This is a genomic window from Pseudomonas sp. FP1762, from assembly GCF_030687105.1.
In the GTDB taxonomy this organism is placed as follows: domain Bacteria; phylum Pseudomonadota; class Gammaproteobacteria; order Pseudomonadales; family Pseudomonadaceae; genus Aquipseudomonas; species Aquipseudomonas siliginis.
Genome location: NZ_CP117458.1, coordinates 4,726,684 through 4,748,869, shown reverse-complemented (window position 1 = coordinate 4,748,869; position 22,186 = coordinate 4,726,684). Strand labels below are relative to the sequence as shown.

General features: G+C 59.0%; 22 protein-coding genes. 12 read left to right on the top strand and 10 right to left on the bottom strand.

Annotated features, from left to right (window positions below; translation table 11 throughout):
- Window positions 1-175 precede the first annotated feature (175 nt).
- From PSH90_RS21085 to PSH90_RS21060, 6 genes are read left to right on the top strand one after another with little or no spacing between them, the layout of a single operon-like run.
- Window positions 176-538, top strand: coding sequence for a GtrA family protein (locus PSH90_RS21085; RefSeq protein WP_095181734.1), 363 nt, complete (start codon window positions 176-178; stop codon window positions 536-538).
- Window positions 539-564: 26 nt separating this feature from the next.
- Entirely contained in the window at window positions 565-2,004 is a 1,440-nt protein-coding gene (locus PSH90_RS21080; RefSeq protein ID WP_056790362.1) for a UbiA family prenyltransferase, read from the top strand.
- Window positions 2,001-3,317, top strand: a complete 1,317-nt coding sequence (locus tag PSH90_RS21075; protein WP_305381471.1) for an FAD-binding oxidoreductase — start codon at window positions 2,001-2,003, stop codon at window positions 3,315-3,317. Before PSH90_RS21080 ends, PSH90_RS21075 begins: the two co-directional genes overlap by 4 nt.
- On the top strand, window positions 3,314-4,054 hold the full coding sequence (locus tag PSH90_RS21070; protein WP_041479891.1) for an SDR family oxidoreductase: 741 nt from the start codon (window positions 3,314-3,316) through the stop codon (window positions 4,052-4,054). The genes PSH90_RS21075 and PSH90_RS21070 overlap by 4 nt, the downstream gene beginning before the upstream one ends.
- On the top strand, window positions 4,051-5,013 hold the full coding sequence (locus PSH90_RS21065; RefSeq protein ID WP_305381469.1) for a lysylphosphatidylglycerol synthase transmembrane domain-containing protein: 963 nt from the start codon (window positions 4,051-4,053) through the stop codon (window positions 5,011-5,013). The genes PSH90_RS21070 and PSH90_RS21065 overlap by 4 nt, the downstream gene beginning before the upstream one ends.
- Window positions 5,014-5,034: 21 nt before the next feature.
- Window positions 5,035-6,453: a glycosyltransferase family 39 protein gene (locus PSH90_RS21060; RefSeq protein WP_305381467.1), complete on the top strand. Its 1,419-nt coding sequence runs from the start codon at window positions 5,035-5,037 to the stop codon at window positions 6,451-6,453.
- A gap of 46 nt (window positions 6,454-6,499) precedes the next feature.
- Here PSH90_RS21060 and PSH90_RS21055 read toward each other — a convergent pair whose 3' ends face one another.
- Both PSH90_RS21055 and PSH90_RS21050 read right to left on the bottom strand, forming a co-directional pair.
- Window positions 6,500-8,119, bottom strand: a complete 1,620-nt coding sequence (locus PSH90_RS21055; RefSeq protein WP_305381465.1) for an FMN-binding glutamate synthase family protein — start codon at window positions 8,117-8,119, stop codon at window positions 6,500-6,502.
- Window positions 8,120-8,394: 275 nt separating this feature from the next.
- Window positions 8,395-8,865 (bottom strand): DUF4234 domain-containing protein, encoded by a 471-nt coding sequence (locus PSH90_RS21050; protein WP_056790069.1) that lies wholly within the window; start codon window positions 8,863-8,865, stop codon window positions 8,395-8,397.
- A 214-nt stretch (window positions 8,866-9,079) separates the two neighbouring features.
- Between PSH90_RS21050 and PSH90_RS21045 the strand changes: the two genes are divergently transcribed.
- Genes PSH90_RS21045 through PSH90_RS21035 form a run of 3 tightly spaced genes read left to right on the top strand, consistent with a single transcriptional unit; the run spans window position 9,080 to window position 10,675 of the window.
- Entirely contained in the window at window positions 9,080-9,514 is a 435-nt protein-coding gene (locus PSH90_RS21045) for an NUDIX domain-containing protein (RefSeq protein WP_305381463.1), read from the top strand.
- Window positions 9,515-9,537: 23 nt separating this feature from the next.
- Window positions 9,538-10,176 carry a LysE family translocator gene (locus tag PSH90_RS21040; protein WP_305381462.1) on the top strand — a complete coding sequence of 213 codons (639 nt, stop codon included), beginning with the start codon at window positions 9,538-9,540 and terminating at the stop codon, window positions 10,174-10,176.
- 1 nt (window position 10,177) lies between these two features.
- Window positions 10,178-10,675 carry a GNAT family N-acetyltransferase gene (locus PSH90_RS21035; RefSeq protein WP_150638626.1) on the top strand — a complete coding sequence of 166 codons (498 nt, stop codon included), beginning with the start codon at window positions 10,178-10,180 and terminating at the stop codon, window positions 10,673-10,675.
- A gap of 130 nt (window positions 10,676-10,805) precedes the next feature.
- Here PSH90_RS21035 and metR read toward each other — a convergent pair whose 3' ends face one another.
- A complete protein-coding gene (gene metR / locus PSH90_RS21025) occupies window positions 10,806-11,723 on the bottom strand; it encodes a transcriptional regulator MetR (protein ID WP_016773382.1) in 918 nt (305 codons plus the stop codon).
- A gap of 216 nt (window positions 11,724-11,939) precedes the next feature.
- Here metR and PSH90_RS21020 point away from each other — a divergent pair, with 216 nt between their 5' ends.
- The 3 genes from PSH90_RS21020 to PSH90_RS21010 all read left to right on the top strand — a co-directional run bounded on the left by PSH90_RS21020 (window position 11,940) and on the right by PSH90_RS21010 (window position 14,682).
- Complete coding sequence (locus PSH90_RS21020; protein ID WP_056790057.1) at window positions 11,940-12,974, top strand: alpha/beta fold hydrolase; 1,035 nt, start codon at window positions 11,940-11,942, stop codon at window positions 12,972-12,974.
- A gap of 107 nt (window positions 12,975-13,081) precedes the next feature.
- Window positions 13,082-13,777 carry a hypothetical protein gene (locus PSH90_RS21015; protein WP_024014168.1) on the top strand — a complete coding sequence of 232 codons (696 nt, stop codon included), beginning with the start codon at window positions 13,082-13,084 and terminating at the stop codon, window positions 13,775-13,777.
- A complete protein-coding gene (locus PSH90_RS21010; protein ID WP_122507766.1) occupies window positions 13,774-14,682 on the top strand; it encodes a hypothetical protein in 909 nt (302 codons plus the stop codon). Before PSH90_RS21015 ends, PSH90_RS21010 begins: the two co-directional genes overlap by 4 nt.
- Before the next feature lie 18 nt (window positions 14,683-14,700).
- Here PSH90_RS21010 and PSH90_RS21005 read toward each other — a convergent pair whose 3' ends face one another.
- The 7 genes from PSH90_RS21005 to PSH90_RS20975 form a co-directional block, all read right to left on the bottom strand.
- Window positions 14,701-15,030 (bottom strand): GlpM family protein, encoded by a 330-nt coding sequence (locus PSH90_RS21005; RefSeq protein WP_177327026.1) that lies wholly within the window; start codon window positions 15,028-15,030, stop codon window positions 14,701-14,703.
- A gap of 8 nt (window positions 15,031-15,038) precedes the next feature.
- The gene (locus tag PSH90_RS21000) at window positions 15,039-16,316 is read right to left on the bottom strand and encodes a sigma-54 dependent transcriptional regulator (protein ID WP_231507471.1); all 1,278 of its coding nucleotides are present in this window, start codon (window positions 16,314-16,316) and stop codon (window positions 15,039-15,041) included.
- A gap of 44 nt (window positions 16,317-16,360) precedes the next feature.
- A complete protein-coding gene (locus tag PSH90_RS20995; protein ID WP_056790048.1) occupies window positions 16,361-18,262 on the bottom strand; it encodes an ATP-binding protein in 1,902 nt (633 codons plus the stop codon).
- 228 nt (window positions 18,263-18,490) lie between these two features.
- Window positions 18,491-19,225 (bottom strand): amino acid ABC transporter ATP-binding protein, encoded by a 735-nt coding sequence (locus PSH90_RS20990; protein ID WP_016773390.1) that lies wholly within the window; start codon window positions 19,223-19,225, stop codon window positions 18,491-18,493.
- On the bottom strand, window positions 19,222-19,893 hold the full coding sequence (locus PSH90_RS20985) for an amino acid ABC transporter permease (protein WP_016773391.1): 672 nt from the start codon (window positions 19,891-19,893) through the stop codon (window positions 19,222-19,224). The genes PSH90_RS20990 and PSH90_RS20985 overlap by 4 nt, the downstream gene beginning before the upstream one ends.
- Complete coding sequence (locus tag PSH90_RS20980; RefSeq protein WP_056790046.1) at window positions 19,893-20,639, bottom strand: amino acid ABC transporter permease; 747 nt, start codon at window positions 20,637-20,639, stop codon at window positions 19,893-19,895. The genes PSH90_RS20985 and PSH90_RS20980 overlap by 1 nt, the downstream gene beginning before the upstream one ends.
- Window positions 20,640-20,840: 201 nt before the next feature.
- Window positions 20,841-21,755: a glutamate/aspartate ABC transporter substrate-binding protein gene (locus tag PSH90_RS20975; protein ID WP_095181779.1), complete on the bottom strand. Its 915-nt coding sequence runs from the start codon at window positions 21,753-21,755 to the stop codon at window positions 20,841-20,843.
- Window positions 21,756-22,186 lie beyond the last annotated feature (431 nt).

The following is a 22,186-nucleotide window of genomic DNA, read 5'->3' as shown; positions in this document are numbered from 1 at the left end:
AAGGCGATTAACGGTCAACGCCTTAAAATCGCACGGGAAGAGCTATTGACACGTGAGTACGACAAGATGACCGCTGGTCGGATAAAGCCCTCGACCTGTAATTTCTGACAGTAGACCGTCTTCAAGCTCTGGCCTAGTTTGGAGGTCCGTCCTCTGGCAGCGGCTGGCCCTCACCATGAAAGGATTCTCTGCAACCACCGCCATCGGAGTGGCCGATGCGCTCATCCATTGGCAAATATTTTTCGTGCTCTGTCAGGCGGCCGCCCTGAGTCAGGCGGCCAGCAACTTTGCGGCGTTCTGCGTAGCTGCTGCGCTCTCTTTCTATCTGAACATGCTTTATATCTTTGAAAGGGAAACGCCGGTATTTCCCTATCTGATGTTCATCGGCCTGATGGGCGGCGTCAGTTTTGGCGTGGGTGTCATCGGGGACGTCTGGCGCTTGTCGGGGCTTGTGACGGTCGCTTCGTTTTCGCTGGTGAATATTGTTTTAGGGTACTGCGTTTTCCGCTTTGTCCTTTTTCCAGGGCGACGGGCATGAACGTCTCTCCGCCTGACGTACTGCCGATGTCAGCGTCCTGCGCTGCTTCAATGCCCTTCGTAGTTGATCTGGACGGTACCCTCGTCAAATCTGATCTGCTGTTCGAATGCGTGATGTCCTTTGTCCGCAGCAAACCATTGCACTGCCTGAAACTCTTTCCCTGGCTCTGGCACGGCAAGGCGTATCTGAAAGATCGACTGGCAATGACATCGGACGTCGATCTCGCGACTTTGCCCTATGATCCCGACGTACTCCGGATGATCGAGGAACAGCGCAACGCCGGTCGGAAAATTGTTCTCGCCACAGCCAGTCATTACACATTGGCAGTGCGGATCGCCGAGCATCTGCAGGTGTTTGATGACGTTCTGGGTTCAACCCTCGAGCAGAACCTTTCGGGAACGAACAAACGTGATGCGCTGGTGGCGTTATATGGGGAGAAAAGTTTCGATTACATCGGCAATTCGCTGGACGATCTGCCGATCTGGCGGTCGGCCAGGCAAGCTTATATCGTCAATCCGCTAGCGGGCGTCCAACGTGCCGCCCGGCATCTGGATAACGTAGCCCAGGTGGTTCACTCTCGCGTTACGTATTTCAGAAGTTTGTACAAAGCCTTGCGCATTCATCAATGGATGAAGAATGTGCTGATTTTCGTTCCCCTGCTTGCAGCGCATCAAGTGGCCAACCCGCTGCTATTGGGGCGCGGCTTGCTGGCCTTCATGCTTTTCGGCTTGTGTGCATCCAGCGTCTATCTTCTGAACGACTTGCTCGACCTGAACGATGATCGCAGGCACCCGAGCAAACGCAATCGACCCTTCGCCAATGGTTCGTTATCCATCCAGTCCGGTCTGCTGATTTTCCCCCTGCTGTTGTCAGTGTCGTTCATCGGCGCGTGGTTGTGGCTGCCTCACCCATTCATTGCCGTGCTGGCCTGCTATTACGGCCTGACGCTGGTGTATTCGCTGGTGCTCAAGAGGTTGATGGCGCTGGATGTCATCGCTTTGGCGCTGCTTTACACCTTGCGCATCATTGCCGGTGGCGCCGCTTTCGGGCTCGACCTGACGGGGTGGATGCTGGCTTTTTCCATGTTCATGTTTTTGAGCCTCGCGCTGGTCAAGCGCTATGCCGAGCTGTTGCTGGCGCTGCACGGCGGCATCACCGGTAAGACCGGCGGCCGCGACTACTTTCCTGCGGACCTGGCAATGCTCTCCTCTTTGGGGGCCGCATCCGGTTATCTCGCTGTCCTGGTGCTGGCGCTTTACATCCATGACAGCGCAACTACCGAGTTGTATGCATATCCCCGATGGCTCTGGTTTGCCTGCCCATTGATGCTGTTCTGGATCACTCGTATCTGGCTGCTGACGCATCGCGGCCGCATGAATGAGGATCCGGTGGTTTTCGCACTGCGTGATCGCTTGAGTCTGGTGATGGGAACAGTGTTCTGTCTGATTTTCTGGGTGGCGGCATGACGGCCTCGCTGGCTTCCTGGGGAAACTATCCCCATGCCCCGCAGAGCGGTCGTCCCTGTCACTGGCAAGCGGATATCGGACCGCAGTGGCAGCAGTTGATCGAATCACACGGGACAACTTTGCCGTTTGGCAATGGCCGCAGCTATGGCGATAGCTGCATGGCCGCAAGCGATCATGTGCTGCAATTACGTCCCCTGAACCGCTTCATCGAAGCCGACTGGGAAAAGGGTGAGATCTGCGCTGAGGCCGGCGTGACACTGGGCGAGATTTTACAACTCGCCATTCCCCGTGGCTGGTTTTTGCCCGTCACACCCGGTACGCGGCATGTAACGCTGGGTGGGGCGGTGGCCAATGACGTCCACGGGAAAAATCACCATCGCTGCGGCACGTTTGCCCATTCGCTGGTGTGTTTCGGGCTGCACCGTTCCATGCAATCGCCGATGGTGTGCTCGGCGACGCTAAACCCACAGTGGTTTGCCGCCACCATCGGCGGGCTCGGCCTGACGGGCGTGATTACCTGGGTGCGCATTCGTCTGCGCAAGATCCAGTCCAGCCTGATCGACAGCACACGGGTGCGTTTTGACTGTCTGGATGACTTTTTTGCCCTGTCGGCCGACATGGATGCGCGGCATGAATACAGCGTCGCGTGGATCGATTGCCTGGCCAAGGGCAATGCGCTAGGGCGCGGATGCTACACGGCTGGGGATCATTGCGAGGCGGGGCCCCTTGAGGTCGCTGCACCACGTTCTCTGTCTGTCCCGATCCGCCCTCCGGTATCGCTAATCAATTCGCTCACCTTGAAACTGTTCAACTATCACTACTGGAAACGGCAGCCAACGAACGGACAACATCAAAAGGTTGCCTACAGCTCGTTCTTCTATCCGTTGGACCGTATCGAAAACTGGAATCGCATCTACGGACGCAGAGGTTTCCAGCAATTTCAGTGCGTATTGCCGGCCTCGGTTGCAGCCGTGGCACTGGCCGAATTACTGAAGTCGATTGCGCGTAGCGGCAGTGGCTCCTTCCTCGCGGTGCTCAAGCGTTGTGGCGACATTCCTTCGCCGGGATGGCTTTCCTTTCCTATGCCCGGTACTTCATTGGCGCTGGACTTTCCACAGAACAATGAACTGACGAGAAAACTTCTGTCGCGTCTCGATGCCATCGTCCGTGAAGCCGGGGGGCGCTTGTATCCGGCCAAGGACGCTCACATGAGCGGCAGCGATTTTCGCCAGGCCTATCCCGCCTGGGAGCAGTTGGAAGCGATGCGCGATCCGACCCTGATGTCCCGTTTCTGGCAGCGAGTCACTCGATGAAAAAAATACTGATTGTGGGCGCCACCTCGGCGATTGCCTGCGCTTGCGCACGATTGTGGGCGGCTGATCGCAGCGAATTGTTCCTGGTCGGCAGGGATGCGCAAAAACTCCAGCAAACCAGCGTCGATCTTCAGGTTCGAGGTGCCAGAGCCGTGACCACGTACGTCATGGACGCCAGTGATATCGCGGCACATCCGGTCATGTACGAGAAATGCCTGGCGACGTTGCAGACGGTGGATATCTGTCTGATTGCCTATGGCTCGCTGCCAGATCAGTACGCGTGCGAACAACACGTTGAACAGGCTATGGAGCAGTTCGCCAATAACGGCAGTTCAATGATCGCGCTGTTGACGCTGTTGGCAAATCGCATGGTTGTCCAGCAGCACGGCACGCTGGCGGTCATTTCCTCGGTTGCCGGGGATCGAGGACGACCTTCCAATTACCTGTACGGCGCGGCAAAGGCGGCCGTTTCCACGTTCTGCGAAGGCTTGCGGGTACGCTTGTTCAAAGCGGGTGTGCATGTGATCACGATAAAGCCTGGGTTAGTCGACACGCCCATGACGCGAGGGTTGGCGCTGCCCTCCGTGCTTGTAGCGCAACCGGATACGGTTGCCCGGCGAATAGTCAGAGGGATCAATCGACAGGTGGCGGTGCTGTATGTGCCCGGCTTTTGGGCGGTGATCATGTGGCTGATTCGGGTGATGCCGCAGCCGCTGTTCAAGAGGCTGAACCTGTGAATCAGACACTGATGTTATCCGGGTGGCGTTACCGCGTTTTGATCGGCTCGGTGATCTGCTCCGCCCTCGCTTATCTCGCTGTTTCCCTGTGGGGTGGGTGGTCGGCGGTGAGCGCGGCGGTCAGTCGAGTGGGTTGGTGGCAGTGCGGGCAAATCGTCTGCGTGGTTTTGCTTGGATACGGTCTGCGTTTTTTGCGTTGGCAGGGTTATCTGTCTGCCTTGGGTCACCGGTTGCCTTGGCGGGCGAGCTTGAACATCTACCTGGCCGGATTCGCCCTGACGACGACTCCCGGCAAGGCCGGGGAGGCGTTGCGCGGTGTTTTGCTCAAACGTTTGGAGGTGCCTTACGCACAGAGCTTTGCCGCGCTGTTCAGTGAGCGGCTTGCGGACCTGCTGGCGATGGTGGGCCTGGCATTGTTCGGCTTGAGCGCGCATCCGCAATGGTTGTCGATGGTCGTTGCCAGTTTCGTCCTCTTGGTATGCGGTACATCGATGATGTTTTCGCCAAGCCTTGTCAGCGCGATTGATCGTCGCACTGAGCAACGGCACGACAGATTCTCGCGGTTGCTGGGGCATGCCGTTCAGGTATTGCGTCAGTCGCGCCGCTGTCATTCCCCTCGTCGCTTCATGGGCGCAACGCTATTGAGCCTGCTGGCCTGGGGGCTTGAAGCATTGGCGTTTTACTGGATTTTGCAGGCGATGGGCGCGGACGTGGGCCTAACGTTGGCGATCTTTATTTATGCGGTGGCCATGTTGGCGGGGGCTCTGAGTTTCATGCCGGGCGGTTTGGGCAGTGCCGAAGCAGCGATGCTAGCGCTGCTGGTTTCAGGCGGAGTCGGGTTGGCAGATGCGATCGCGGCGACGGTTTTGTTACGGCTGGTAACGTTGTGGTTGGCGGTCGGGGTGGGAATGCTTGCACTTTTATGGAAGAGGTCGGTAGCCGGTTTTGATCATGGCTGAGTAACTACTGAGGAGATGACAATGGACACTGCGTCGCGAAAGTACAAATTGGCAATGTACCTGTGTCTGATTGGCGCAATTGGATTTGGCCTGTATGTAAGGTTGCGCAACATCGATGCTACTGGCCTGTGGCTGGATGAGGCCTTCAGTGTATCGGTAAGCGATCCGCAAAATGGATTCTTTGACGTGTATCGAACTACATTGAGTGACGTTCATCCTCCCTTTTATCAGATTTTACTGTGGACTTATTATCAGGCTGTCGGGTTTGGCGAACACACAGGGCGGTATCTCTCTGCGGTAATCGGCGTGCTGTTGATTCCCTCTGTATTCCTCCTCGGGCGCAAATTGTTTGATGAACAAGTAGGGCTCATCGTTGCGTGGTTGGCAGCGGTCAATAGTTTCTTGGTTCAGTATTCGCAAGAGACTCGCTCTTATGCGCTTCTGTCGTTGCTTACCGTTTTGTCTTTTGTGATCTTCTTGCGCTGCTTAAGTCGAGGCAGAGGGCAGGATTTTTTTTGCTATTGGCTGACTTCCGCGGCGCTGATAAATACTCATTACTTCGGTTATCTGCCGGTCTTTGCTCAAGTGCTTGTGTTGCTTCACATGATCTTGCGCAGCGAGGTCCACAGCCAAGTTATATACAGGTTCATTTGCGCCGGATTTTTTGCCGCATTAACCGTAATTCCTGGTTTATCGTACGCTGAGAGTAGCTTTTCACGGGATTTCTGGATTCAACCACCCGAAACTGTTTTTTTCTTCAAGGTTTTCCTGTTGTATTTCGGAGATACGTTTCTGGCCGCTTTGCTCGCTGTAATTTTAATTTCAGGGCTGGCGTCGATGGCTCAAAATCCTGAAAGCGCAATTGCTTGCAGGCTGATTGTGTTCTGGGGGGTAGTAGGAATTGTGGTGCCCTATGTCTGTTCTGTTTACTTACGCCCGGTGACAACTCAACGCAATTTTATTTTTCTTCTGCCCGCCGTATTGCTGGTGGCTGCGTACGCAGTTGGCAATATAAGAGATGTGCCAGTAAAAGTGTTAATGCTGGTGGTATTGATGACATTTTCTGCTACGCCTTTATTCAGGGATATCAGTTATCTGAGGGATCCTGAAAATCCGTACTCACGCGAGACGCACATGAGAGATATCGTCATCTCTGTAATGAATAAGTCAAGCGTGTTGCCAATCTATTCGCTTGATGCGATTCAGTTTGGTGTCTATTTCAAGTTGCTGGGATCTCCGCTGCTTGTTAGTAATTTAGAGAAGCTGAAAACTGATTTGTCGTTGCCCAGTCACCCGAAAGAATTTTATGTTCTGGAGACGAACTATGGTCCTGGTTTTGCTCAGGGATTCAAAAATCTAGAAAGGTACGAAGCAAAAATTATCGATAAGGAAGAAATAGGTCATGTGCGATTATTCAAGATCCGTACATTTGAACCATGATCGGTAGCGGTGGGCATTCCGAATAGAAATGCACACCTTTGAGCAGTTACGCAGCGACGACCTCGCTCGGCTCAAAACTGTCCGCCCGCGCCATCTGCCACATCCGCGAATAGAACTCGCCATTCACTTCGCCGGTAAGCAATTCCCCCGGTTTCAGAAATACATGCAGCTGAGAGAACAGTTTGATCTCGGTCGCCGACATGCGTCGTACCAGATGCTTGGCCGACAGTTGCGAGGGATGCTCAAGGCCCGCTGCAGCGAGCATTTCCGCCAGTGCTTTGAGCGTGCTGCGATGGAAGTTGTAGACGCGCTGGGCTTTGTCCGGTACCACCAGAGCGCGTTGGCGCAAGGCGTCCTGGGTGGCAACGCCGGTCGGGCATTTGTTGGTGTGGCACGACTGCGACTGAATGCAGCCGATGGCGAACATGAAGCCGCGCGCCGAGTTGGCCCAGTCAGCGCCGATGGCCAGCACGCTGGCGATGTCGAAGGCGCTGACGATCTTGCCGCTGGCGCCGAGTTTGATCTTGTCGCGCAGGTTCAGGCCGACCAGCGTGTTGTGCACGAACAGCAGACCTTCGCGCATCGGCACGCCGATGTGGTCGGTGAACTCGACAGGGGCGGCGCCAGTGCCGCCTTCCTTGCCATCGACGACGATGAAATCGGGAAGGATGCCGGTTTCCAGCATGGCCTTGGCAATGCCCATGAACTCCCACGGATGGCCGAGGCAGAATTTGAAGCCCACCGGTTTGCCACCGGACAATTCGCGCAGTTGCTGGATGAACTGCATCATCTCGATCGGCGTTGAAAACGCACTGTGGCGCGACGGCGAGACGCAGTCCTCGCCCATCAGGATGCCGCGTGTTTCCGCAATCTCCCTGGTGACCTTATGCTTGGGCAAGATCCCGCCATGGCCGGGTTTGGCGCCCTGGCTCATCTTGATTTCGATCATGCGCACTTGCGGATTCTGCGCCTGCACGGCGAAGCGCTCAGGGTCGAAACGGCCGTCGCTGGTGCGGCAGCCGAAGTAGCCGCTGCCCAGCTCCCAGGTCAGATCACCACCGTGTTCGCGGTGATACGGGCTGATGCTGCCTTCGCCTGTGTCGTGGGCGAAGTTGCCGAGTTTCGCCCCCTGATTCAGCGCCCTGATCGCGTTCGCGCTGAGCGAGCCGAAGCTCATCGCCGAAATATTGAAGATCGACGCCGAGTACGGCTGCGTGCATTGCGGACCCCCGACAGTGACGCGGAAACCGTTCGGGTCACTCAACGGCGCCGGGCGCATCGAGTGGCCGATGAATTCGAAGCCGGACTGGTAAACGTCGATCAGCGTGCCGAACGGTTTGTCGGCAGTTTCGTTTTTCGCTCGCGAGTACACCAGCGAACGCTGCGCGCGGGAGAAGGGCAGGGCATCGCTGTCGGACTCGAGCAGATACTGGCGAATCTCCGGGCGGATGCCTTCGACCAAATAACGGATGTTGCCCAGAATCGGATAATTGCGGCGCACTGCATGGCGCGTCTGCAACAGGTCGAACACGCCGAGCAGGCTCAGCACAGCGGTGGCGGCGGTGATCGGCCACAGCCAGTCATGTTCGAGAAAGGGCAGGCTGGCGAGGGTGAACATCACACAGACGGCAAAGAAGGCGTAGCGGCTCAGCAGCGACAGGCTCATACGGTTTCCTTGGTTCGGATTGTTTGTGGCTGGCAGGCATATTGCGCCAACGACGGAACCGTGAACAGGCAGACTTCCCTCTCCTCGCCTACATCGGAGCCGTCTCGCTTACGATGCCAGTTGACTTGGCTGTTGAACGCGAGAAGCAGCCATGCAGCAATACTGGTGGGCAAACTTGTGGCATTGACGAACGCCTTCGCGAGCAAGCTCGCACAAGGAATTGCAGTGAAAGGTGGAAGCTAACTTGCACGCGAAATCGACGATTACCTTTTTGTTTATGCCGCGACTGATTCCTGAGGCGTTTGCCGTTTCTGGTCATGTTTGTGCTTGGCCCTGGCCATATCGTTGATGCAGTAATTGATGTGATAGAAGGTGAACAGGACTGAATACAAGCGGTTCATTCGCGGTTCGAAGTTGTGTTTGGTCAGCGTGTAGGCGCGCAAGGCTCTGCGAACTCGAAAGCACCAAGCAATGGCGATGAGCTGGGCAATGACCGTCATCGCATACCCCGTGGCTATGAACCGCGGATCAGATACGGTGAAAAAGATCCCTCCGATACCACAGAGCGCCAGATAAACGACCAGACCGGTCTGGCTCAGTGTCTTGATTTGAGTGACCTCCTCAACCACGGTTGTTGTTTTGTGCAGCCATACAACCGAGTAGAGACCCATGGTGACTACGGTCAGGAGAATGAAATGGAGCGTCTTGAGATTGTTCTTTTCCTTGAGCGTCGAAATGTCAGACATGCAGCGTTTTCCCTCTTAGGCGATGTAGCGAATGGCTGCCGGGCAGCGATGAATAACGCTACCAAATTCGCGAGTGGGAAATTTCCGAGCCTTTGGGCGGACTTGTCGTCAGAGTCAGGCTGATCACTGATGCTCCTTGTAGGGATCTTCTGATGACGCAGGCGCGTCGGGCGTGGGATCCTGCGATCTTTTCGCACAAGGCATTTTTCGACTCATGACGCCGACATCCGCCGTTTCGCCCTGCATCATCCATATCGCCGCCGCGCTGTTGCTCAACGCCCAAGGCCAGACTCTGCTGGTGCGCAAGCGCGGCACCACGGCCTTCATGCAACCGGGTGGCAAGATTGAGGCCCACGAGTTGCCAGTACACGCATTGGCCCGTGAGCTGGAAGAAGAACTCGGGCTGCAGATCGACCCGGCGCAAGCGATTTTCCTCAACAGTTTTTCCGCCCCCGCCGCCAACGAGCCGGGCTTCATCGTCCATGCGGAAATCTTTCAACTGACCGTCGATAGCGACGTCTGCCCGGCGGCGGAAATCGAAGAGGTGATCTGGGTCGATCCGGCCACTGATCCGGCGCTCGAGCTGGCGCCATTGACACGCGAACACATCCTGCCGTTTTATCGCCGTTCACTGACTGCACTCGCCTGATCATTCCCGCAAAGGACGTTGCCATGATCCCGTTGCAAGACCTGCTGATCTTCGCCGCCGCCGCGCTGCTGATGGTGCTGACGCCGGGGCCGAACATGATCTATCTGATCTCGCGTTCGATCTGTCAGGGACGCCGCGCGGGGGTGACTTCGTTGCTCGGCGTGGTCGGCGGGTTCTTCGTGCATATGTTCGCTGCGGCGGTCGGTTTGACGGCAGTGTTTCTTGCCGTGCCGATGGCTTATGAAGTGTTGAAATGGGCCGGTGCGCTGTACCTGCTGTGGCTGGCCTGGCAAGCAGTGAAACCCGGCGCGCGTTCGCCCTTCCAAGCGCAGCAATTGCCGCCGGACTCGACGCGCAAGCTGATCACCATGGGTTTTCTCACCAGCGCACTGAACCCGAAAATCGCCGTGTTCTATCTGTCGGTGTTCCCGCAATTCATCAGCCCTGAGCACGGCTCGGTGTTCACCCAAAGCATCGTCCTCGGCCTGACGCAGATCAGCGTCAGCTTCAGCGTCAATCTGTTGATCGCGCTGTTCGCCGCAGGCATCGCCTCATGGTTTGTGCGCAACCCGACGTGGCTGGCGATGCAGCGCTATTTCATGGGCATGGTGCTCGGCGGCCTCGCCGTACGGCTGATGCTCGAACAACGGCGGACTGCCTGACATGTGGATCGAACGGCTGGACGCCAGCCACGCCTTGGCTTACCGCGAACTGATGCTGCAAGCCTACGACCGTCATCCGCAGGCGTTCACCTCCAGCGTGCGCGAGCGCGCGGTGATGCCATTGAGTTGGTGGGAAGGGCGCCTGACCAGCAAGCTCGATGTGGTGCTGGGGGCATTCGATGCCGGGACGTTGGCCGGGATTGTCGGCCTGGCCTTTGAACCGCGCGAGAAGGCACGACACAAGGCCACGCTGTTCGGCATGTATGTCTCGGCGGATTTTCGTCGCAAGGGGCTGGGCTTTGATCTGGTGCAGGCGGCACTGGTCGAAGCGCAAAAGCATCCGGCGCTGAAGCTGCTGCAGCTCACTGTCACCGCCGGCAATGACGCGGCTTTTCAGTTGTACCAGCGTTGCGGCTTCATTCAGTTCGGCCTCGAGCCACTCGCCGTGCGGGTGGGCGAAGACTACTTCGACAAGATCCACATGTGGCGCCAGCTCTGACCCACCACGACAATCCTTGTGGGAGCGAGCCTGCTCGCGAAGGCGTCCGTCCAGCCGACATCATCGCTGAATCATCCACCGCTTTCGCGAGCAGGCTCGCTCCCACAGGGGGAACTCTTGCTCGGAAAAATCAGCGTACGGCACTGACCCCATCGAGGGTCGAGAACGAGGTGTCCTTGGCAGTCAGCAGGAAATCGCGCATGTACGGCGCGTCGAGCATGTCCGTGCGAATCGCCGCGTACAGCGTCGCGAACAAGCCTTTCTCACCCAACCGTTTGCCCTTCACATAGCCGCGCGAGCTGTATTCATGCAGCGCCCAGTGCGGCATCCCGCAGACGCCACGGCCGCTGGCGACCAGTTGCATCATCATCACCGTCAGTTCCGAAGTGCGCACCTGCGCAGGTTCGATGTCGGCCGGTTCGAGGAAGCGGGTGAAGATGTCCAGACGATCACGCTCGACCGGGTAGGTGATCAGCGTTTCCGTCAACAAATCTTCGGGAACGATGTACGGCTTGCTCGCCAGCGCATGCTGATTGGCCACCGCGAGCATGGCTTCGTAAGTGAACAGCGGCACGTAAGTGATGCCGGCAATTTCCAGCGGATCGGAGGTCACCACCAGATCCAGATCGCCGCGCGCCAGTGCCGGCAGTGGGGCGAAAGCGAAACCCGAAGCCAGGTCCAGCTCGACCTCCGGCCAGGCATCGCGGAACTGGTCGATGGTCGGCATCAGCCACTGGAAGCAGCTGTGGCATTCGATCGCCATGTGCAGACGCCCGGCGGTGCCACCGGCCAGCCGACCGATGTCCCGTTCAGCGGCGCGCAACAGCGGCAGGGTGGCGTCGGCCAGTTGCAGCAGGCGCAAACCGGCGCTGGTGAAGCGCACCGGTTTGGTCTTGCGCACGAACAACTGCATGCCCATGCGCTCTTCCAGCTCTTTGAATTGATGCGATAGAGCGGATTGCGTCAGATGCAGGCGATCAGCGGCATCCACCAGGCTGTCGGCTTCGCGCAGGGCGTGCAGGGTTTTCAGATGTCGGATTTCAAGCACCGGCGGGGCTCCATGAAGAAAACTTGTGACGAATGCGGGGAAGGTGAGTTTGTCTCATGAGGCACGCTTTGTCGATCTGTCGGCGAGGATCCGGCGGGCATTCGACAGACGACCGCTCGGCACTCTTCATCAAACTGTCATGCAACTGTGGCAGCGCGCTCGCACGAACTTCATCAGACTCGCGCTCTACTGGGGTGCTGCGTTTTGGTGTTTTTCATGTTCAAGAGAGTTTTTTCAGTCGCGGCCGCGTTGGCCGCGCTTTTGTTCGGGGCCGGCTCGTTTGCAGCCGGGCGCTGTGATGTCAACGTGCCGACCGAGCACGCCGAGCTGGCGCAGGTCAGTCTTGCCTATCAAAGTATCGGCCGTGCATCAGACCCGGCGCTGTTGCTGGTCATGGGCCTGGGTGGGCAGTTGATCCACTGGCCGGACGAAGTCGTGGTCGCGCTGTGTCAGCAGGGTTTCCGGGTGATCCGCTATGACAACCGCGACGTCGGATTGTCGACCTGGCGGCAAGCGCCGATCGAGGCCAACCTGACCTTCGAAGTGCTGCGTTACAAACTCGGTTTGCCGGTTTCGGCGCCCTACAGCCTGACTGACATGGCCGACGATGCGCTGGGTTTGATGACGGCGCTGAAGGTTGAGCAATTCCACGTGCTCGGCGCGAGCATGGGCGGGATGATCGCCCAGCACATGGCGGCAATGGCGCCGCAGCGGGTGGAAAGCCTGACCCTGATCATGACCACTTCCGGCGCTGAAGGCCTGCCGGCACCGAGTGCGGCGCTCGTGCAGTTGCTCTCGCGCCGAGGTGCGCCGAACCGCGAGGTAGCGCTGGAGCAACAGGCCGATCTGCTCGCGGCACTCGGTAGCCCGGCGGTGACGGATGATCGACAGGCCTTGCTGCAACAGGCGGCGGCATCCTACGACCGCGCGTTCAACCCCGAAGGCGTCAAGCGCCAGATCATGGCAATCCTTGCCGAACCGAGCCGGGTGGCATTGCTCAATCAGCTGCGCGTGCCGACCCTGGTGGTGCACGGCACGGCAGATCCGCTGCTGCCGGTGATGCACGGCGTGCATCTGGCGGCGCACATTCAGGGCAGTCAGTTGAAACTGATTCCGGGACTGGCGCATCGCTTTCAGGAGGCGTTCAAGGAGCCGTTGCTGGCGGCGGTGCTGCCGTATTTGCAGGCGCATCGCGAGGACACTTCGCATTGGGCTCGGGTCGATCCGCCGGCGCCGAACAATCTGCTGTAAGAGTGCGCCAGCATCCTGTCGCCAAAAAAATATCAATGTGCCACTATTGTTTGCCGCGTTGTTGCCGATAAGGCGCAGGAACGTTTTCAGACATAGGGACTTGATCCATGATTTTTCGCGCTACACGTCAATGGGCCGCGCTGGCTCTGCTCGCCGTACTGACTCTCACCGGCTGCGCCCATGTGCAACCGCCCGTGGCCCTGGACAAACAGTTCTGGGATGCCAAAGAGCCGACCATCGGTGTGGCCATTACCGTCGTACCGTCGCCGGTGCTGGCGCTGACCGGCAATCAGGGCATCCTCGATTACGCCATCAATGCCGGCGTCAACAGCAAGCTCAGCGCCAACGTCGAGACCTGGCAGGTGCGCGACCTGGAAACCCTGCCCGACGCCATCGTCGCCAAGCTGCAAGCCAAGGGCTACAAGGCCAAGCGCATTGATGAAAAGGTCGATCTGAAGACCTTCAAGGAAGTCGATTTCCGCGAGGGCTACATGACCAAGGACCTGTCGCCGATGAAAGCTGCCCACGGCATCGACCGTCTGTTGCTGGTGTCGATCTATGCCACCGGTGCCACCCGCAGCTACTACAGCATCGTGCCCACCAGCGTGCCGATGGCCCAGGTCGGCGGCCAGGGCATGGTGATCGATCTGTCGGACAACAAACTCTTGTGGTACCAGCCATTCGCCGCTGTGCAAGCCGCGCAAGGTGAGTGGGACGAGCCGTCTTACACCAACCTGTCCAACGCGTTTTATCAAGCGATGGATAACAGCCGTCAGCAAATGATCGCCCCGTTCGCACAATGAAACGTCTGGCGCTGACCCTCGCGGCGATCTCGCTGCTGGCGTTGCCTGGCTGTGCGCAGAAACCGGCACCTGAGGCCGGTTTCAAGGATCAGGCGGCCATGAGCTATGTGCAGGCACACGGACTGAAGGTCGACGTGCAACTGCCGGCGGAGTTTGTCGGCGCCAGCACGGTGATCGACAGCAAGGCGGCGGTGAACGCGGCCAATTCCAGTTACACGCTGGTGTCGAGCTCCGGCGCGGGCGCCGGTCTGGCGGGGATTCTGGTGGCCAGTCTGATCAACACGCAAATGGGTTCCGGTACGTTACAGCGCGATGCCGAAAAAGCCGCGCTGAACGAATCGCGGCCGCTGGCCGACCTGCTCGCCGGCGTGCCGTTGCAGGAGCGCTTGCAACAGCGTTTTCAGGCGGCGTCGCAAGTCTCCGGATTCAAGCAGGGGGCAGGTGCGGTGACGGCACGGTTGCTGATCGAACCGAAGCTGATGCTGACGCCCGATCGCGGCAGTTTCGTGCTGGTCAATCAGGTGCAATTACAGGATATCGCCGGCTCGCCGCTGTACCGCATGCGCATCGAAGTGGCCAGTCAGCCGATTCGTCGTTGCGGCAAGCAATGCATTGATGACGGCGCCCTTGACCTGGCCAAGGTCACCGCCGTGCTGGATGAATGCATTGATGAATCCATGCGCGTATTGAGCGCCGACCTGATGCAACCGACGCCACCGCCCGCCGCGCAGGAAACCCTGCGTTACGTGCTCGACGGCCAGCGTGTGGTCGAGCGCGGTTATCAACTGGCGCAGAACGGCAACTACTGGCGCTACCGCAATCTCTACGGTGCGGTGAAGTCAGTGCCAGTGCCGTTCGAGGATGCCTTGTCGTCCGCGCAACTGGCCCGAGTCTACGGTCGCTAAAGGCTGATGCGCGTGGGTTCAGGCATGCAGCCGGACCCACACGCTCACCAATACCGTCGCCGCCATCAGCCACGCCACCGCCGCCACGGCCAGCGACGCTTCCAGGCGCATGCGGTCGACCATCACGTACAGCGTCGCCAGATAGATAAAGTAGGGAATGATCGACCACATCCCAAACACGATCGTGGTTTTCAGATCGTCGACCGAGCGGCCCTTGCCGACGATGTAGTGCGCAATCAGGGCAAAGGTCGGGAACAGCGGCACCAGACCGGCGATGTAGTAGTTTCTGGTCTTGGACAGTGCCGCGAGGATCAGCACCACTGCGGCGCCGATCGCGGCTTTGAGAATCAGATCCATCAGTGGCTCAGCCCGTACTTTTTGACTTTATCGAACAGCGTGGTCTTGGCCATGCCCAATTCCTGGCTGGCCTGGGTCAGGTTGCCGCCGCTGCGTTGCAAGGCGTCGACCAGCAGATTGCGCTCGAACGCTTCCACCGCTTCGGCAAACGCCAGACCCTGGCCGGCGCTGGCTCCGGATTTCTTGAAGGCCGGCAGGCCGAGGGCGAAGCGTTCGGCGACGTTGCGCAGTTCGCGCACGTTGCCCGGCCAGTCGTGGCTCATCAGGTTCGACAGGGTCTGGTTGTCCAGCTCCGGCAGCGCGCGGTCGAAGCGCAGCGCCGATTGCTGGGTGAAATGCTCGAACAGTTGCAGGATGTCTTCGCGGCGTTCGCGCAGCGGTGGCAATTCCAGGGTCACGACGTTGAGGCGGTAGTACAAGTCGCTGCGAAATTCCCCGGCCTTGCTCGACTCATCGAGGTCGGATTTGGTCGCCGCGATCACCCGGCAATCCACCGCCACGCTCTGGTTTGAGCCGAGGCGTTCAAGGGTGCGTTCCTGCAGTACGCGCAGCAACTTGATCTGCAACGGCAGCGGCATGCTTTCCACTTCATCGAGGAACAGCGTGCCGCCGTCGGCGTGCTCGATCTTGCCGATGCGCCGTTTGCCGGCGCCGGTGAAGGCATTGGCTTCGTGGCCGAAGATCTCGCTTTCAAAAAGGTTTTCCGGCAGGCCGCCGCAGTTCAGCGCGACGAACTGTTTGCTGTGGCGCCGACTGAAATCGTGCAGGCAACGAGCGACCAGTTCCTTGCCGGTGCCGGTCTCGCCTTCGATCAAGACGTTGGCCGAGGTGTCGGCGACGTTGGCGATCAGCTCGCGCAGGTTCTGCATCGCCGGTGAGCGGCCGATAATCCGCCCTTCCAGCGAATCGCGTTCGGCCAGTTGCCGACGTAGCGATGACACTTCACGGGCGAGGCTGCGTTGCTCCAGCGCCCGCCGCGCGACATCGACCAGGCGTTCCGGCGAGAACGGTTTTTCCATGAAGTCGTAGGCGCCTTTCTGCATCGCGCCGACGGCCATGGAAATGTCGCCGTGGCCGGTGATCAGCACCACCGGCAGGCTGCGATCACGCTGCTTGAGGCGGGTGAGCAATTCCAGGCCATCAATGCCCGGCAGGCGGATGTCGCTGATGACGATGCCGGCAAAGTTGTCGCCGACCTGCGCCAGCGCCTCTTCGGCACTGCCGACGCCGATGCACGGAATGTCTTCGAGGGTCAGCGCCTGTTGGCAGCCGAGCAGCACATGGGGGTCGTCTTCGACAATCAGCACACTGAGTTCAGGGTTCATATTGGCTCGGCAGAAAGAGGGCTTACCAACGGTAAACTGAGGACGAAAGTGGTGCCACCGCCGGCCGGGTGTTCGACACCCAGGTGCCCGCCGGTGGCGGCGGCGAGGCTGGCGGACAGGGTCAGGCCCAGTCCCAGGCCTTGCTCGCCGGGTTTGGTGGTGAAGAACGGTTCGAACAGATGCTTGCGCGCTTCGGCGTCGATGCCGTGGCCGTTGTCACGCACCCGCAAGCGGTACTTGCCGTTGAATTCTTCACCCTCCAGCCACAGCTGCGGCTGCGGTTGCGCGTGCATGGCGTCGAGGGCGTTGCCGATCAGGTTGACGAGGATCTGTTCGAGACGGGTCTGATCGATCAGCAATTGCACATCGGCAAACTGCCGGTGAATCTGCAGCGCGGTGTTTTCCACGCGCGCGCCGAGCACTTGCAACGCGGCGTCGACGGCTTTGCCGAGACTGGCCTGACCCTTGTTGTCGCCGCGCCGGGCGAACGAACGCAGGCTGGCGGTGATCCGGCCCATGCGGTCGATCAGGTCGTTGATGGTCTTGAGGTTGGTGCTGGCGACGTCGAGCTGGCCGCGCTCGAGAAAGCGCACGGTGTTGCCCGACAGCGTGCGCATGGCCGCCAGCGGCTGGTTCAATTCATGGGCGATGCTGGTCGACATCTGGCCGATGGCCGCGAGTTTGCCCGCCTGAACCAGTTCATCCTGGGCGCGGCGCAAAGTCTCCTCGGCCTGACGACGCTCGCGGATCTGACTCTTCAGGCGTTCGTTGCTGGCGCGCAGATCGGCGGTGCGTTCGGTAATCCGACGCTCCAGTTGGCTGTTGGCTTCCTGCAGCGCTTCGCGGGCGGCGAGGCGGGTGGCGAGGACTTTGCGCCGCTCGTTCCAGGCAATCAGCAGGAAGGCGAACAGGGCAAACGCAACGGCCACCAGAATGCCTTGGTTGATGGCTTCGCGGCGCAGGTCCTGCAATGGCGTGAGCAGGGTGAAATTCCACGGCGTGTCGCTCAGCAGTCGGGTTTGCGCCAGATAACTGATGTCGTCTTCGTCGGGCTGCAATTCGCTGTTGGCCGGGAAGGTCAGTTTCTCCACGCCTTCGGCCAGCGTCTCGCGGGCCAGTGGTTGCAGTTCGTTGAGCGGGAACCAGTAATACTGCAGGCTGCGAGCGAGTTTTTCCTTGACCTCATCGCTGAGCGGGATCACCGATTTCAGCCGCCTGGCCGGATCGCTGGAGAGAATGATGATGCCGTTCTCATCGCTGACGAACGCTTCCAGTCGCGCCCGCTGCCAGCGTTCTTCCATGGCTTCCAGACGCACCTTGACCACCGCGACACCGATGATCTTGCCGTGCTCTTCGAGGCCGTGGGCGAGGTAGTAACCGGGTTCGCCATTGGTGCTGCCGATGCCGTAGAAGCGCCCGGGCTGGCCGCGTACGGCGTCTTTGAAATAGGCGCGGAAGGACAGGTCTTCACCCAGATAACTGTCGACATCGCGCCAGTTGCTGGTGGCCATGACCCGGCCGGTGGTGTCCATGACGTAGATGGCCCGGCTGCGGCTGCGGCGGTTCAGACCCTCGAGGTAGTCGTTGACCGTCTGCCGGTGCTCCGGGGTCGGATCGGCCAGCAACTGCGGCACACTCGTTTCGAGTTCCAGCAGGCTGGGCAGGTAGGTGTATTTGCTGATCTCGCTTTCGACCGCGCGGGCGTGCAGTTCCAGCTGACGCTGGCCGTTTTCGCCGAGGCTGCGGATGCCGAAGTGTTCACTGGTCCAGAAGCCGATGAAACCCAGGCCGACCATCAGGGCGATGATCAGTGGCGGCAGGAACAGATGACGAATCAGACGGGGCTTCACGGCAAGTGATGGCTCGGCAGCGCGATAAAGAGTGGGGTCGCATTTCATCACAGATGCCTTGGGTCAACCACAACACTTGTTTGTGCCTGTGGCGAGGGGATTTATCCCCGTTGGGCCGCGAAGCGGCCCCAAAACCATCACTGCGGTTTAACTGAAAGACCGCATGCACAGGGTTTACGACTGCTGCGCAGCCGGACGGGGATAAATCCCCTCGCCACAGGGGATCTCATTGTCAGGCTGCCCGCACCCCACAGACAGGGTGCGGGTGTGTTGCTTTTAGTGCTGCAGGATTTTCTCGAGGAAGTGCTGCGCGCGTTCGGAGCGGGCGCTGATGTCGCCGAAGAATTCCTCTTTCGGGCAGTCCTCGATGATCTTGCCCTGATCCATGAAGATCACCCGGTCGGCCACTTTACGGGCGAAGCCCATTTCGTGGGTCACGCACATCATGGTCATGCCTTCGTGAGCCAGTTGCACCATCACGTCGAGCACTTCGTTGACCATTTCCGGATCGAGCGCCGAGGTCGGTTCGTCGAACAGCATGACGATCGGGTCCATCGCCAGCGCACGGGCAATCGCCACACGCTGTTGCTGCCCGCCGGACAGTTGCCCCGGGTGCTTGTGGGCGTGCGCCGACAGGCCGACGCGCTCAAGCAACTGCAGACCCTTTTTGGTCGCCTCTTCCTTGCTGCGGCCGAGCACCTTGATCTGCGCGATGGTCAGGTTTTCGGTGATGGTCAGGTGCGGGAACAGCTCGAAATGCTGGAACACCATGCCCACGCGCGAACGCAGTTTCGGCAGGTTGGTTTTCGGGTCGGCGATCGACGTGCCGTCAACCACGACATCACCTTTCTGGAACGGCTCCAGGGCGTTGACGCATTTGATCAGCGTCGACTTGCCGGAACCCGACGGGCCGCAGACCACGATCACTTCGCCTTTCTTGACCTCGGTGCTGCAATCAGTCAGCACCTGGAAGTCCCCATACCACTTGTTGATGTTTTTGATAGAGATCATACGGCGAACCTTTTTTGCAGACGCTTGACCAACCGCGAGGCGGCGAAGCTGATGATGAAGTACACGAGACCGGCGAAAATCAGGAACTCATTGGAGCGGCCGATGATGTCGCCGCTGGCACGCGAGGCGTTGAGGAAATCCACCAGGCCCACGGTGTAGACCAGCGAGGTGTCCTGGAACAGGATGATGCTCTGCTGCAGCAGCAGCGGGGTCATCTTGCGGAACGCCTGCGGCAGGATGATCAGGCGCATCATCTGCCCGTAGTTCATGCCCAGTGCCTGAGCAGCACCCATCTGGCCCTTGGAAATCGACTGCACACCGGCCCGGACGATTTCGCAGAAGTACGCCGCTTCGAACATCATGAACGCCACGACGCACGAGGTGAACGCGCCTATCGGCGTGTCTTCGCCGGTGATCCAGCGCAGCACGAACGGCACCGCCAGGTAGAACCAGGTGATCACCAGCAGCAGCGGGATCGAGCGGAAATAGTTGACGTAGGCGCCAGCGATGCTCGACAGCAGCTTGTTGTGCGACAGACGGCACAGCGCGAGGATCGTGCCGAGAATCATCCCGCCGATCACGCCCATGGCCATCAGCTTGAGGGTCATCACCATGCCGTTCCACAAACCGGGAATGGCCGGGACGATGCCACTGAAATCGAATTCCATTATTTACCCCCCACGGAGATCAGGCCGGGCACCGCGACTTTCTTCTCGACCAGGCGCATCAGCAGCATCAGGCTCATGTTGAGGGTGAAATAGATCAGCGTTGCCAGGGTGAACGCTTCGAACAGGTTGGCCGAGAACTCGGCGGTCTGTTTGGTCTGCGCCAGCAATTCCATCAAACCGATCAGGGACGCCACGGAGGAGTTCTTGAACACGTTGAGGAATTCCGAGGTGAGCGGCGGAATGATGATCCGGTAGGCCTGGGGCAGCAGCACGTTCCAGTAGATCTGCGGCAGTTTGAAACCCATCGCGCGGGCGGCGGATTCCTGGCCACGGGGCAGCGCCTGGATACCGGTGCGCACTTGCTCGCAGACACGGGCGGCGGTGAACAGACCGAGGCAGACGACAACGCTCAGGTAGGCCGAGGTGGTCGGATTGAGGTCCTGCTTGTACCACTCCTGCAGATCCGGCGGCAGCAGATCGGGTACCAGGAAGTACCAGATGAACAGCTGCACCAGCAGCGGCACGTTACGGAACAGCTCGACGTAGCAGGTCGCGATGCCCGATACGATGCGGTTCGGCACAGTGCGCATGATGCCCAGCAGCGAGCCGAGCAGCAGGGCGATGATCCACGCCACGACGGCGATGGCGATGGTCCAGCCCAGACCGGAGATGAACCAGTCGAGATAGGTCTCGCTGCCCACGCCGGTGGACTTGAAGAACACGCCCCAGTCCCAGTTGTAATTCATTAGGGTCTCCCCTCGATTCGATCGATGTACAAGTGCCCGCCTGGGGAACTCCGTTCCCTCCCCAGTCTTTTTTTCAAAGACCGGGCACACGCGATCGGCTCGACAGCCACCGGTTCGAGTGTTTCCAGAAAAATGCCAGCAGGGAGTGACCATCCCCTGAAAAGGCAGGCGCCTCCTCAGGGGATAAGGTTAGTCAGAAAATCAGGACTTCTTGTCGTCAGCCGCTTTGTCGGTCGGATTGGCGATCAGGGTCTTGAGCTCGTCGCTCATCGGGAAGTTCAGGTTCAGGCCTTTTGGCGGAATCGGCTGCATGAACCACTTCTCGTAGATCTTGTTGATTTCGCCCGAAGCGTAAGTGGCCTTGATCGCGTCATCCACAGCCTTTTTGAACGGCTCGTCGCCTTTGCGCATCATGCAGCCGTAGATTTCGTACGACTGTGGCGTGCCGGTCACTTCCCAATCGGCGGCTTTCTTGGCCTTGGCGGCTTCGCCGGCCAGCAGTGCGTCATCCATCATGAAGGCAACGGCACGGCCCGATTCCAGCATCTGGAAGGACTCGCCGTGGTCTTTGGCGGAGATGACGTTCATGCCCATCTGCTTGTCGGCGTTCATCGCCTTGAGGATGCGCTCGGAGGTGGTGCCGGCGGTGGTTACGACGTTCTTGCCTTTCAGATCGTCGAAATCCTTGTACTTGGAGTCTTTCTTGGACAGCAGACGGGTACCGATTTCGAAGATGCCGACGGAGAAGTCGACCTGCTGCTGACGCTCGACGTTGTTGGTGGTCGAACCGCACTCGACGTCCACGGTGCCGTTCTGCACCAGCGGGATACGGGTCTGCGAGGTGACGAGGTTGTATTTGACTTGCAGGTTCGGCAGGTCGAGGTCTTTCTTGATCGCTTCGACGATCTTCAGCTGGATATCGTGCGAGTAGCCGACCGGCTTGCCGGACGCATCAGCGATATAGGAGAACGGAATGGAGGCGTCACGGTGGCCCAGGGTGATGACACCGGACTCTTTGATCTTCTTCAGGGTGCCGGTGAGTTCGGCGGCGAAAACTGGCGTGCTGATCAGAGCGGCAGCAATGGCTGCGCCCAGGATATGGGGAACGATGCGCATCAAATTTTCCTCGACATTGTTTTTTTTATGGAGCCAGTTTGTCGGCCCTTTTTGTGCTTCGAATGCCTGACGGCTCCTGAAGTGTTGGCACAGCAGGCATTCGTCGAGAGAGTGTAGAGCATGACTCGTGCCAGAGCAGTCGAAGTCCGTTAAGCGATTGTTTTATAACGTTATTAAAATTTTATGGCGGTAATTTTATGAAGGCGTGATCCGGTTAACCGAATCGACTGTGGAGTCGCGTTCGGAAAACCGAACGATCAAAAGCCCCTCACCCTAACCCTCTCCCGGAGGGAGAGGGGACTGACTGCGGTGGATGGTCGAGTTACGGCGACGTGAGATACCGAGTCGACCTCGGACTTTGGAACCCACAGAGATCGGCTCCCTTTCCCCTCTACCCCTGGGGGAGAGGGCTGGGGTGAGGGGGAAAAGAT

Excerpts from the sequence above, each read along its gene's own strand:
- PSH90_RS21085 (WP_095181734.1), top strand. The coding sequence starts at position 176 with ATGAAAGGATTCTCTGCAACCACCGCCATCGGAGTGGCCGATGCGCTC.
- PSH90_RS21080 (WP_056790362.1), top strand. The coding sequence starts at position 565 with ATGTCAGCGTCCTGCGCTGCTTCAATGCCCTTCGTAGTTGATCTGGAC.
- PSH90_RS21075 (WP_305381471.1), top strand. The coding sequence starts at position 2,001 with ATGACGGCCTCGCTGGCTTCCTGGGGAAACTATCCCCATGCCCCGCAG.
- PSH90_RS21070 (WP_041479891.1), top strand. The coding sequence starts at position 3,314 with ATGAAAAAAATACTGATTGTGGGCGCCACCTCGGCGATTGCCTGCGCT.
- PSH90_RS21060 (WP_305381467.1), top strand. The coding sequence starts at position 5,035 with ATGGACACTGCGTCGCGAAAGTACAAATTGGCAATGTACCTGTGTCTG.
- PSH90_RS21055 (WP_305381465.1), bottom strand. The coding sequence starts at position 8,119 with ATGAGCCTGTCGCTGCTGAGCCGCTACGCCTTCTTTGCCGTCTGTGTG.
- PSH90_RS21050 (WP_056790069.1), bottom strand. The coding sequence starts at position 8,865 with ATGTCTGACATTTCGACGCTCAAGGAAAAGAACAATCTCAAGACGCTC.
- PSH90_RS21045 (WP_305381463.1), top strand. The coding sequence starts at position 9,080 with ATGACGCCGACATCCGCCGTTTCGCCCTGCATCATCCATATCGCCGCC.
- PSH90_RS21040 (WP_305381462.1), top strand. The coding sequence starts at position 9,538 with ATGATCCCGTTGCAAGACCTGCTGATCTTCGCCGCCGCCGCGCTGCTG.
- PSH90_RS21035 (WP_150638626.1), top strand. The coding sequence starts at position 10,178 with ATGTGGATCGAACGGCTGGACGCCAGCCACGCCTTGGCTTACCGCGAA.
- PSH90_RS21020 (WP_056790057.1), top strand. The coding sequence starts at position 11,940 with ATGTTCAAGAGAGTTTTTTCAGTCGCGGCCGCGTTGGCCGCGCTTTTG.
- PSH90_RS21015 (WP_024014168.1), top strand. The coding sequence starts at position 13,082 with ATGATTTTTCGCGCTACACGTCAATGGGCCGCGCTGGCTCTGCTCGCC.
- PSH90_RS21010 (WP_122507766.1), top strand. The coding sequence starts at position 13,774 with ATGAAACGTCTGGCGCTGACCCTCGCGGCGATCTCGCTGCTGGCGTTG.
- PSH90_RS20995 (WP_056790048.1), bottom strand. The coding sequence starts at position 18,262 with ATGAAATGCGACCCCACTCTTTATCGCGCTGCCGAGCCATCACTTGCC.
- PSH90_RS20990 (WP_016773390.1), bottom strand. The coding sequence starts at position 19,225 with ATGATCTCTATCAAAAACATCAACAAGTGGTATGGGGACTTCCAGGTG.
- PSH90_RS20985 (WP_016773391.1), bottom strand. The coding sequence starts at position 19,893 with ATGGAATTCGATTTCAGTGGCATCGTCCCGGCCATTCCCGGTTTGTGG.
- PSH90_RS20980 (WP_056790046.1), bottom strand. The coding sequence starts at position 20,639 with ATGAATTACAACTGGGACTGGGGCGTGTTCTTCAAGTCCACCGGCGTG.
- PSH90_RS20975 (WP_095181779.1), bottom strand. The coding sequence starts at position 21,755 with ATGCGCATCGTTCCCCATATCCTGGGCGCAGCCATTGCTGCCGCTCTG.